This window comes from Shewanella frigidimarina NCIMB 400, from assembly GCF_000014705.1.
GTDB classification, from domain to species: domain Bacteria; phylum Pseudomonadota; class Gammaproteobacteria; order Enterobacterales; family Shewanellaceae; genus Shewanella; species Shewanella frigidimarina.
The window spans coordinates 4767932-4780280 of record NC_008345.1; the positions used below are offsets into that span (position 1 = coordinate 4767932).

10 protein-coding genes are annotated in these 12349 nt (G+C 41.1%); all 10 read right to left on the minus strand.

The annotated features are described in order from the left end of the window. Positions 1 to 2: 2 nt before the first annotated feature. The 10 genes from SFRI_RS20555 to SFRI_RS20600 all read right to left on the minus strand — a co-directional run bounded on the left by SFRI_RS20555 (position 3) and on the right by SFRI_RS20600 (position 12304). Positions 3 to 197: a hypothetical protein gene (locus SFRI_RS20555; RefSeq protein WP_011639406.1), complete on the minus strand. Its 195-nt coding sequence runs from the start codon at positions 195 to 197 to the stop codon at positions 3 to 5. A gap of 79 nt (positions 198 to 276) precedes the next feature. Further along, positions 277 to 453, minus strand: a complete 177-nt coding sequence (locus tag SFRI_RS21410) for a DUF1328 family protein (RefSeq protein WP_011639407.1) — start codon at positions 451 to 453, stop codon at positions 277 to 279. Between the two features lie 327 nt (positions 454 to 780). After that, positions 781 to 1998 (minus strand): organoarsenical effux MFS transporter ArsJ, encoded by a 1218-nt coding sequence (gene arsJ, locus SFRI_RS20565; RefSeq protein ID WP_011639408.1) that lies wholly within the window; start codon positions 1996 to 1998, stop codon positions 781 to 783. Between the two features lie 5 nt (positions 1999 to 2003). Beyond that, the gene (locus SFRI_RS20570; RefSeq protein ID WP_011639409.1) at positions 2004 to 3014 is read right to left on the minus strand and encodes an ArsJ-associated glyceraldehyde-3-phosphate dehydrogenase; all 1011 of its coding nucleotides are present in this window, start codon (positions 3012 to 3014) and stop codon (positions 2004 to 2006) included. A 136-nt stretch (positions 3015 to 3150) separates the two neighbouring features. Further along, the gene (gene arsB / locus SFRI_RS20575; RefSeq protein WP_011639410.1) at positions 3151 to 4170 is read right to left on the minus strand and encodes an ACR3 family arsenite efflux transporter; all 1020 of its coding nucleotides are present in this window, start codon (positions 4168 to 4170) and stop codon (positions 3151 to 3153) included. A gap of 77 nt (positions 4171 to 4247) precedes the next feature. Further along, positions 4248 to 5060: a metalloregulator ArsR/SmtB family transcription factor gene (locus SFRI_RS20580; RefSeq protein WP_011639411.1), complete on the minus strand. Its 813-nt coding sequence runs from the start codon at positions 5058 to 5060 to the stop codon at positions 4248 to 4250. Positions 5061 to 5276: 216 nt separating this feature from the next. Next, on the minus strand, positions 5277 to 7367 hold the full coding sequence (locus SFRI_RS20585) for a two-component system response regulator (RefSeq protein ID WP_011639412.1): 2091 nt from the start codon (positions 7365 to 7367) through the stop codon (positions 5277 to 5279). Next, entirely contained in the window at positions 7367 to 9715 is a 2349-nt protein-coding gene (locus SFRI_RS20590; RefSeq protein WP_011639413.1) for an ATP-binding protein, read from the minus strand. The genes SFRI_RS20585 and SFRI_RS20590 overlap by 1 nt, the downstream gene beginning before the upstream one ends. Beyond that, the gene (locus SFRI_RS21120) at positions 9712 to 10251 is read right to left on the minus strand and encodes a YfiR family protein (RefSeq protein ID WP_011639414.1); all 540 of its coding nucleotides are present in this window, start codon (positions 10249 to 10251) and stop codon (positions 9712 to 9714) included. Before SFRI_RS21120 ends, SFRI_RS20590 begins: the two co-directional genes overlap by 4 nt. 10 nt (positions 10252 to 10261) lie before the next feature. Then, positions 10262 to 12304 carry a TonB-dependent receptor plug domain-containing protein gene (locus SFRI_RS20600; RefSeq protein WP_011639415.1) on the minus strand — a complete coding sequence of 681 codons (2043 nt, stop codon included), beginning with the start codon at positions 12302 to 12304 and terminating at the stop codon, positions 10262 to 10264. Between the last annotated feature and the right edge of the window lie 45 nt (positions 12305 to 12349).

A 12349-nucleotide genomic window follows, 5' to 3' on the forward strand; every position in this document is an offset into this window, starting at 1 on the left:
GCTTAACAGTCAGGATCTTCTGCTTTCATACCTTCTTTCACATCTTCACATGCATCTTCAACGGCATTACCGGCATCTTGCATCATTTCATCCACTTTCTCGCCAGCGTTTTCAGCTTTGTTATCTGAACATGCTGATAAACCAGCCGTTAAAAACACCATTAAACTTGCCATTGTCAGTAATTTTAATAATTTCATATTCATCTCCTGGATGATGGTTGTAATCGAATAAACTTGTTTAAGTAACCTCAACTCTGATTAAGAGATGAGGTAAATACTATGCTCGGGGAGCTTTTCCTCGAATCGCATTGGCTACTAACGAAATCACTAGCAACACAATAAAAATAAAGAAAATAATTTTCGCGATGCCTGCTGCTGCACCTGCAATACCGGTAAAACCAAATAGACCCGCTATAACGGCTATAACTAAAAACATTAATGTCCAGCCCAACATAAAAACCTCCTTGGTGTACGGTTTACATTGTGATGTACGTTGAATTTACGCTGACGATTGATACAAATATCTTATCTCTATCGTAAAAGCGAACGATTCACACCACGACTATGTATTAGTTAAAGCCAACATCGTGCCAACTTTAACAAAACGTTATAAGACCATGATTTTTAGACATTTTAAATTTAAGGTAAGAAAATCAGTAATGAGGAAGCCATAGACCAGCAGGCAATTTTTACCGATGATACGGTAAGAGTTTCAGGTTACCACGCCACCGGAGTGAAATATCGATAAGTAAACAAAAATGCATCTAGTGGCTGTGATGGATTACCCTTTATGAGGCAACTTAAGTGAAATTAAAGCAGCAAGAGCTATAAAGCCACTGGATATCCATAAGCAGGCTTCTAAACCATAAGCTTGATACACCCAACCAGACAGTACCGTACCGATTAACCTTCCCATGGCATTGGCCATATAGTAAAAGCCCACATCCAGTGACACACCATCACTGCCGGCATAGCTAACAATTAAGTAGCTATGCAATGACGAGTTAATCGCAAACACCGCACCAAACACTAATAAGCCGATAACGACACTTTCCAGCACATAAAAATCTGCATGTAACGCCACTGCAATCGCGACGGGAATGAGTAGTAAGTAAGTTGCCCATGCAAATACTGCTCGGCCGCTGGGTACTTTTCCTTGTCGTTTACCGGTGAAATAAGGTGCAACGGATTGCACCACACCATAACCAATAACCCAACTGGCCATAAAGCTGCCAACCCACCAATGATCCCAACCAAAGGTTGTGGCTAAAAATACCGGTAGTGCCACCACAAACCATACATCCCTAGCGCCAAATAAAAACATCCGCGCCGCCGAAAGGATGTTAATCGACTGACTTTTAGAAAAAATATCTTTGAATTTAGGTTTGTTTTTAGCTTTGCCCAAATTATCTTTTAAGGCCACTAAACTACATAACCATACAATGCCTAATAGTGAAGCCATTAAGATAATGGCGCCTCTAAATCCTAAGCTTGTGAGCAATACGCCGCCTAAAAAGAAACCAATCCCTTTTAAGGCATTTTTTGAGCCCGTTAACAACGCCACCCATTGATAAAGTTTGCCTTCAGCATCTGCTGGCACTAGGGTTTTAATGGCACTTTTGGCACTCATTTTATTTAAATCTTTGGCGATACCCGACAAGGCCTGTGCCGCCATAACATAAACGACAGTCAACATTTCTGTGGATACGGTAAGCATAGCTAACGCCACTATTTGCAAGCCTAAGCCAATGTTCATGGTGTTATTTAGGCCAAGCCTTGCGCCTAACCAACCACCAACAAGATTAGTCACTACGCCAAAAATCTCATAAAACAAAAACAACATTGCAATATTTAACGGGCTGTAACCCAATTGATGGAAATACAACACCACCAGCATACGCAAAGCGCCATCGGTTAAGGTAAATGCCCAGTAATTACCAGTGATCAGTAAATACTGCTTTATCGATGGTGATAAGGAACGCAATGAATCCAGCCCCATGAAGCTTATTCCTTATCTGCTAAGCCCACTTTGCGGGCGAGCTCTGCGGTACGATTGGCATATCCCCACTCGTTGTCGTACCACACATACAGTTTAACTTGGGTGTCATTCACCACCATGGTCGACAAGGCATCGATAATGCTTGAGCGCGGGTCGGTTTTATAATCTACCGACACTAATGGACGCTCTTCATAACCCATAATGCCCTTAAGCTCACTATCAGCAGCTTGCTTCAATAACTGGTTTACTTCTTCTGCAGTCGTTCCACGAGCCACTTCAAATACACAATCGGTGAGTGACGCATTGGCTAACGGCACCCGTATCGCATGACCATTTAACTTGCCTTTTAACTCAGGGAATATATGAGTAATCGCGGTAGCAGAACCAGTAGTAGTTGGTATCAAACTAATGCCACACGCACGGGCGCGACGTAAATCTTGATGCGGTGCATCTAAAATAGTTTGGGTATTGGTGATGTCATGAATTGTGGTCATTGAGCCATGCTTAATGCCAATGTTCTCATGGATAACTTTTACTACAGGCGCTAAGCAGTTGGTGGTACAAGAAGCTGCGGTCACGATTGGGTGAATGGCTTTGTCGTATAAATCATCATTTACACCCATCACAATATTAAGCACGCCGTCTTCTTTTACTGGTGCGGTTACCACAACCCGTTTTACACCTTGATCTAAGTAAGCTTGTAGCAAGGCTTTGGTTTTTATCTTGCCTGAGGCTTCAATCACCACATCGCATTTTGACCAATCGGTGTCTTGGGTAGCGACATTACGGCTGCAAGGAATGGCTTTGCCGTTAATAACAATAGCATCACCGTCATGTGTTGCCTCGTGGTGCCAGCGGCCATGGACTGAATCAAAGGTCATTAAATGTGCCAGCGTGGCGGCATCGCCAGCAGGATCGTTAATATGTACAATTTCAACATCGTCCCAATCATACGCCGCACGCATGGATAAACGTCCCATACGGCCAAAACCGTTAATGCCTATTTTTATCGTCATAATGGTGTCCTAAGCTTTGCTTCATGTTAAGTCTTGGTTGTAAGGATTGATTATTAGCATCAAGTATTCGGTTAAACGGTTAGTCATTTAAAGCGGTAAAATATTAGCGCTGCAATAAATTTAAAGTGCGGTCACATTAATGCTTAAACCAATGCTGTGTGCGGTTAACAATCGCCACCAGCGACAACATCACCGGCACTTCAACCAACACTCCCACTACTGTGGCGAGGGCTGCACCTGAATGTAAACCAAAAAGCGATATCGCCACGGCTACTGCCAGTTCAAAAAAGTTAGAGGTGCCAATTAAACAAGCTGGCGCAGCAATATTGTGCGCCAGTTTTAACCATTTGGCCGCGATATAAGCGATGATAAAAATGCCGTAAGTTTGGATAATCAACGGCACAGCAATTAAGCCTATCGTTTGTGGATCCGACACTATTACCTCGGCCTGAAATCCAAATAGCAATACCACAGTGGCCAATAAACCAATAATTGACCAAGGCTTTACGTTAGCCAGAAAGGAATTAATAGCAACCAATCCATGGCGGCGATTAAGTAAGTAACGCGTTGTCACTCCAGCAATTAGAGGCAACAGCACATACAGTAATACCGAAATAAGCAAGGTTTCCCATGGCACCTGAATATCGCTCACCCCCAACAAAAAAGCGGTAATGGGCGCAAAGGCAAAAATCATAATCACATCATTAACCGACACTTGCACTAAGGTGTAGTTCGCATCCCCTTTGGTTAATTGCGACCACACAAACACCATCGCGGTACAAGGGGCCACGCCAAGTAAAATCATGCCTGCGATATACTCTTGTGCAGATGCAGGATCGACCAAGTCGGCAAATAGCACCTTAAAGAACAACCAACCTAAAGCTGCCATGGTGAAGGGTTTAATTAACCAATTAATGACTACTGTAAGCAATAATCCTTTGGGATTTCGGCCAACATCTTTTATGGAAGAAAAATCAATTTGCACCATCATTGGGTAAATCATCACCCAAATAAACACCGCAACCACCAAGTTAACGTGGGCGATTTCAAGGTTGGCAATAACTTGAAATACTCCGGGTTGCCATAAACCTAACAACACCCCAGCCAACATACTTAAGCCAACCCATACCGATAGAAACCGTTCGAATATTCCCATAAAAATGACTCCACACAACTAGAAAATATATAAAAACCGATTAAAGCATCTTTTAAAACACACTTTAAAACATCAACTTAACGACAAAAGCTCACTTTATTAGGCCGGTTTTGCATTGTGTGTAATTGCTGTAATGACGGCATTATCAACCCAAGGTTGTTTTCGGTGGTTTCTGCTATTACTGATTTGGACCAGAGAGGTAAATTAGGATTGATACGATAAAACACCCACTGGCCATGTTTTCTGTCGCTTAGAATATTGGCCTTTTTCAATAAGGCTAAATTGCGCGATACTTTAGGTTGGCTCTCTTCATCAAGCGCCGCCATTAACTCGCATACACACAGCTCACCATGATAATGGGTCAACATTAAGGTTTTTAAGCGAATGTCATCGGTAAGGCATTTATAAAATGTAATGGGGTCAACTTCTTTGAATTCAGGTACTTCGGCTTCGGGCACCAACTCAAATGGCCTTAGACCCGTAGTTTGTTGCTCCACTAACAGAAACATCGTCAGGCGGTTATTGATGTCATGTAAGGTCAAAAAAAATGGTTGCTCGCCTGCGCGATTTTTAGGATCGGGAAAGTCCCATGCCAGTTGCTTACCCGCGCCAGGATAACTACGACATTCATTATTGGCTTTATCGCATAGGGTAATAACATAATCGAAATCTTTGCCAGCAAAAGTCTGTAGGTGCTTAGACACTAAATCACCCGCATCAATACCGAAGCGAGTAATAGCCTCAATAGTTCGAACATCGACTTGCTCTGGCGATGTCCCGGCACTAAACACATCAAATTGATCAGCCGCTTTATTACGTAACAACGCCTCAGCCATTTGCGAACGCGCCGAATTGCCAGTACATAGAAACAACACAGTTTTCTTTTTCATAACGGATAAACAAGAAGTAAAAACATACGACTAAGTGTATATACGAAAGTTTACATATACAAGTAAAGGTACAAAAAAAACCGATTCAATATGAATTGATCGGCTTAAAGAATTAATGATATTAAAAAGTTCTTGGCGTGCTTATTTAAATCGGCCCCTTTTTACTGCCACCAATTTACGTTAATGGCCAATTTTGAGCGCCTGTTACATATCACTTTAAACCATTTCCGGAGGTAAGGGTTTACTATACAAATAACCTTGTAAATTAGTACATCCCATAGCCTTAAGTAACTCATGCTGCTCTATATACTCGACACCTTCAGCGATGGTACTGAGCTCTAAATTAAGTGCTAACTGCACGATTGTGCGAGCGATTGCGGCATCTTTTTGATTGCTCACAATTCCATCTACAAACGACTTATCAATTTTTAATGTATCAATGGGGAAACTCTTTAAGTAGTTTAATGAAGAGTAGCCGGTTCCAAAATCATCAATAGCTAACTTCACACCTAGTTTTTTTAACATAAATAGCAAAGCAATCGCCTCATCGACGTTACTGATGATGGCTGATTCTGTAATTTCAAGCTCAAGTAGATTTGGTGGTAAACCTGTTTCAACAAGTGCACGTTTCACGTGGTCAAAAATATTTGCATGGTTGAATTGCAATGCAGATAGATTGACAGCCATGCGCTGAAAATTGGCATCTGCAATATGTATCTGTTTCGCTTTGCTACAAGCTTCAAGCAAAGCCCATTCTCCAATAGGGATAATCAAGCCGCTACTTTCAGCAATCGCGAGAAAATCTATCGGTGTTAACAAGCCTCTTGTTGGATGGTTCCAACGCAATAATGCTTCGTATCCAACAATGTTGTCATTTGCTGAGTCAATTTGTGGTTGGTAATAAAGTACAAACTGATCTCCTAACCTTATAGCCTCTCGCAGTTCGACTTCAATTTTGAGCCTATCCATTAATGATTTATGCATTTCATGTGAAAAAAGTTGGTAACCGTTTTTGCCGTTGTGTTTCACTTCATACATGGCAGTATCTGCATGCTGCAGTAAAATATCGCCGGATTCACCGTCGTCGGGATAAAAAGAAATACCGATGCTGGCCGAAATAAATGTTTGTTGCCCCTGAATAACAAAGGGTTTCGAAAGCGCATCAAGCACTCGCTGAGCAATAATAGCGACATTATCAAACGCTTCTAACTCACATAAAAGTAAAGTGAATTCATCGCCGCCCAAACGGGCAAGATGTTCATTTTCATAATCAACCCGGCTGCCAACACTAAGCTCATCTGAAATACGTACAGAACTTTTTATCCGTGTCGCCGTTTCGCATAGCAACTCATCACCGGCTTTGTGTCCCAAGGTATCATTTATTCTTTTGAAATGATCTAAATCAATGAATAGTAATGCTAATTTTGTTGAGTGACGTTTGGCTGAAGCAATTGCAGAGTCTAACTGCAACAGAAATTTACGCCTGTTCGGTAGATCCGTTAACGTATCGTAAAAGGCATAATAAGCGATTTCTTGCTCTGATTTTTTGCGGCTTGAAATATCATGCAAGGTGCCATTAATTCGCGGTTCACCAAAATCATAAGTGATATCTGTTCGGTCATGTAGGGTAATAATCTCACCACTACCATGTAACACACGATATTCAATATCATAGGGTTGCCGATGCTTTAACGCTGTTTTAACCGTTAATTTTAAAAATTCACGATCATCTGGGTGGATGATTTCTAGCAATTTAGAAAACGTAATGTCTATCTCTTGAGGTTGCATCCCCAACATACGATAAACTTCATCAGAGCAGTCTAACTTATCGGATGTAAAGTCCCACTCCCATGATCCCAAGTGGGCGATGCTTTGTGCTCTGGCAAGTTTGTTTTTACTTTTGGTTAGCTCTTTGATTGTTTTATTGGCTTTAAGCACATAATGGATGCGGTGACTCAGCAACGGCCACTTAACCGGCTTGGTCATGAAATCTGTTGCACCCACATCGAAGGCTTTTTGAATGTCTTGAGGTTGATCTAATGCTGTCACCATAATAATGGCGACATTATCCCCTTCGGGTAATGAACGGATCACTGAACAGCATTCAAAGCCATTCATTTTGTCCATCGACACATCGAGCAATATTAAATCTGGTGTATGTTCGGAAAAAAGCTGTATCGCCTCTTCGCCACTGCTGGCCTCAATAATATTGCCAACAGAATGGCTTAGTGCCCGACGCATCAGAATTCGAATGACGGGATCATCATCAACGATTAATACCACATCTTGAAGTGTATTTAACGACATTAGACAAGCCTCTCTAACTTTAGCAATATTGCCTCTTTAGTTTGTTCAAACACAGGCAATAATGTGTCTGAGAGATGATTGGCATCGCTCAACTTACCACTACGTGCAAACAACTCAATTTGACTCGCTAACGTCTGAATTTTTATCGCCCCTACATTGGCCGAACTGGACTTTAGTGAGTGTGCTGATTTAAAGACTTGATCGGCATCCTTGTCTATTAACCCTTTAATAACATTACTAATCAATACTGGTGCATTTTCTAAATACAAATCCGCTATACTTTTCACCAGATCACTTGAGTCATCAGGCGAAATTTGTTGAATATCATCAAGGGGCCCATCAACAAATACTAACGATTCCTCGCTCTGAACTTCCTCGACCACGGCAACAGGACTCTCAGACTCAAAAACCCATCTATTCATGCATTCTGATAGATTCTGACGAGTAAAAGGTTTTAACAGCGTATCTTTAGCGCCTGCGTTACGGAATAGCCTTTTAACATTCGGTTGAATATCGGCAGTAAGTGCGATGATAGGGGTTTCATAATTAATGCAACTCTGACCTAAGTCAGTTATCGCTTGAGTTGCAACGATCCCATCAACTACCGGCATATGGTAATCCATAAAGATGAGATCAAACTTTTTCTCGCTGGCTCTGGCGATGGCTTCTTGACCATTATTTACAATTTCACATTGATGCCCTAAAGACTCTAACAAGCTTTTTACCACCAACTGATTGACCACATTATCTTCTGCAACTAACACTATAGATTGTCGGAACACTGCCTGAACATGATCATCTGGCTCAACGTCTACAGTAGCTGTTGATATTGAGTTGTCTTGTGGCACAAGGGGAATGCTAAACCAAAAATGACTGCCTTCGTCTAACGTACTTTCAACACCATAACGGCCATTCATCAATACGACTAACTGTTGGCAAATAGCCAAACCTAAACCCGTTCCACCAAACTCACGGGTAATCGTACTATCAGCTTGCATAAACGGGGTGAAAATGCTCTCTAATTTTGATGCCGCAATGCCAATACCGGTATCTTTAACGGTAAAAGTAATATAAGTATCAGACGCCTCCATGTGCTCACTCACCGCTATAGAAATAGCACCTTGGCGGGTAAATTTTATCGCGTTTGAGACAAAGTTATTAATAATTTGTCGTACTCTGACAGCGTCACCCAAGTAATTTTCGTGGCTCAATGGCGATATGACCACCTCAAAATCCAGACCCTTTTTCCCTGCCGACACTTTATGTGAATGACATGTGGAGGTGACAAGATCAGGTAAATTAAAAGTTTTGATGTCTAAATCCATTTTATTGGCATCGGCTTTCGAGAAATCCAGCACTTCATTCAGCAACACCAATAATGTTTGCGCAGACTCGTTGATCATCTGTACCGTGTTAGACACTTCTTTATTTAATTTAAAAGAAGTCAGTAAATCAGAAAAACCAACAATACCATTCAGTGGCGTTCTAATCTCATGACTCATCACCGCTAAAAACTCAGACTTTGCCTGACTGGCTTTTTTGGCAATTTCAAGGGTTTGTTGCAGTTCAAACGTGCGCTCTGAAACACGATTTTCGAGTTCATGATTAATCGTTTCTAATTGCCTGCCTCGGGCATCAACCTCGCCGATCATCACATTAAAGCTGTGCGCCAGCTGAGAAAATTCATCATTCGATTTAAGGTTGACTCGTTGCGTATAGTCTTTTTTATTTGAGATATGTTCTATAACTTCCAAAAGCGTATTAAGTGGTTTGGTGAATAAAGATTGCAACCAAAACATCACCAATAAACTCGCCGTAAAAGCCAATATGCTGGCTGAAGTAACCAACACTAAATAATCATCCAGTTGCTTAGTGAGTGCGTTCATATTATCCGTAATATGTAACAAGCCCACCACCTCACCTTCAAAAAGCAAAGGGGTATATGAGTGCACTCCATCATTGTTAAATTGCGTCAGCTTTTTCTTGGAAGAAATAATATTCAATAATTCCTGCTGATCAATAACGCCTTGATAAACCCCATGACCTTGGTAAGCGGCAAATGGATTACCTGTAGGATCATAAATAGTCGCGTGGATGATATCTGGCTGAGCAATGAGCGCGGATAAGGTCTTTTCGGCTGACGATGGATCATTAAAAATAACCGCTGACAGACTATTGCTCGCCACAATATCACTTAGCACCGCTAAACCTTGTTCAGCTTTCTCTTTAGTCACTGCATATTGCTTAGTGATTAATGATGCAGAGATAATGACAATGACAAGAATAGCGATCGCTAGCATTGAAAAAATCAATTTTGTTCGAATTGATGCTAAATTCATTATTTTCATCGTTTAACCTCAAGTGCCAATTTCAATACTTGTGAACTGATATCCAACCCTGAAGCCTCTAACACTTTAATATTAATATTGAAAAACAATCGTTTATCTTTTTCAACGATTTCAATCATGCCTCCTTGCACCGCAAATCCCGAGATATCTGAAACCGTTAAAATAGGTTTATTATCGACAGCCAAAAACAAACGACGAGTTAAATCCCTAGAGTTAGCATCGATAAATACCACATCACACTGTTCGATTTGACTTGTTTCTGATAGCTGAATAGCCGTGATTGATTGAGTCACCAATTTTTTCTTCGCAAGCCCCATAAAACTATCGCGATATTGATTTCCAAAGAAACATATTTTCCACGCAGATGGTGTATTAAGTCGCGATTCTGGCCACTGGGTAAATTTCGCGAAGTTATAGGTAAACGCCGCTTTTAAATCAAACGAGTCCTGGGACATAGCCATAGATGAACGCGGAAGCAGCACAAATACAACCAATAATGAATACAGTATCTGTCGACTCAAATTAGCTTTTTTCATTGTAGCGACCTTAAAAGCTTAACGTCGCTTTAACAAAGTAACTTGGTCCCACCCGATAAGGAAATTGTAAGCTTTCTCCTTCATATTCAAGGTGGGTAGGATGAAGCAAATTTTTCCCGAACGCCGATAATGAGATATCCGGCGTAACCATCCAGCGTAGCCCAATATCCACACTATGGTAGCTAGGAATAGTCTTCATACTTGTGCCGTTTTGGCTTATCACGTTATTGTTATCGATAAAACGCCATACGAAGTTAACATCTATATCATCGGTAATATTCCAATCGATTATTGTTGATAACATATGCTCAGGTGCATCAGTATTCTGATTTAAACTGCTACCAAATTCGCTTTGGATAAAGCTGTAATTGGCTCTTAACTGAAGTGAGTGAGTTGCAACCCACAGCGAAGATAATTCAACCCCATAGTTATATCCATCCAAACTATTGCCAAATAAGACATATTGCGAAATATAATTAGGGAATGTACTGAAATCAATTGTACTGTCAGACTCTGACACGCTGCGCAGTTTGCCATAATCGTTATAAAATACGGTAGTATCAAAAGACCATTGGCTTGCCGGAATAAAACGATATCCTATCTCGTATGAGACCATTTCTTCAGATTCAAAGTTGTCGTTACCCGACACCCATACCTTAACCAGCGGGGCCACGTCAGAAGGCGGTATATTAAGGGCATTTGCAGATATATTGTTTTCTAATCTTGATGGGGTTCGCACTGCTCGAGCAATAGAAGTCCATACGCTGTTTCTTGTATCTAACTGCCACCTAAGACGAATATTGGGTTGAACTTCAAAACCTGTATAGTCATTTTGTTCAAAACGCGAAGCCAGAGTAAGCCACAACTCGTCTTTAACTAGCATAATTTCGTCACTGATGAACGCACTCCACAAATCAGTATTTGTCGAGGAAGCCTCACTACTTTCTAAAATAGGGCTGGATCCGAGCTCATCTTGTATATAACGGTATCCTAATCCCCAAACCACATTATGATTTTGCCCAATAATTAGCTGATGCTGAAAATCAACATCAAAGGTTTCACTGCTTAAACCATACAAATTTTCATCTCTGTTGGCATAATCGTAATAAGTTTGCACACTATATTCAGAGGTTGCCGATAATGCTTTGGTGTACTTTGATAACAAGTTAAAGCCATCACTTTTGACTTCATCAGTATAATAATTTCGATATAGCGGCGCTTCTGTTGATGCAATATTAGGTGCTTGCTGCATTTTAGATTTGTAAAAGTCACTGCTTAACGTGAGACTTGTGTCTGTCTCTAGCTGAATATCAATGCGCCCACCTAATTGCAGATGCTGCCAGCTATTATCTTTGCCTGCATCGGCAAATGGTACCAGTAAGTCACTCTCAAGATCATTTAGGTCAAGCTCAAACGAATCTCTTTCATGGCCTTTCAAATATACTCTCGACGTGACCTTGTCAGACAATGTTGATCCATAACGAAAACCAGCAAAGCCTTGCTCATAATCTCCGGCACCTAGCTCTCCATAGCCTCCTAATGTGTCGGCACTGTGTTTAGTGATAATGTTAATCACACCATTAACCGCATTCGCCCCCCACAAAGCTGCACTTGGACCACGGATAACTTCGATACGCTCAATGTCAGCCATAAGCGTGTCTTGCACTTCCCAATAGACACCGGAGAATGCTGGAGAATAAAGAGTTCGGCCATCCATCAAAACCAATAATTTGTTATTGTAGCGCCCATTAAAACCACGACTTCCAATGGCCCACTTTTGTGAATCAATCTGCGCTACATGCAGCCCTGGCACATCGCGAAGCGCTTGTGGAATTGAGGTCGCACCAGAGCGACGAATACTCTCGCTTGTAACAACATAAATTGCTGCTGGTGAATTGGATAGAGACTGCTTTTGTTTTGATACAGAAGTCACTTCAACATTCATTAACTCTTGTAGACTGAGATCTAAAGAGTCTGAATCAGCGGCTATAGCTGTAGAACTCGCAGAAAAAACAAATAATGCAGAATAAAAAGTCATTTTCAGCTTTAACATTTTCAATAATTCCTTCACCAAGCCAAAGACAACAATGCCAATTTA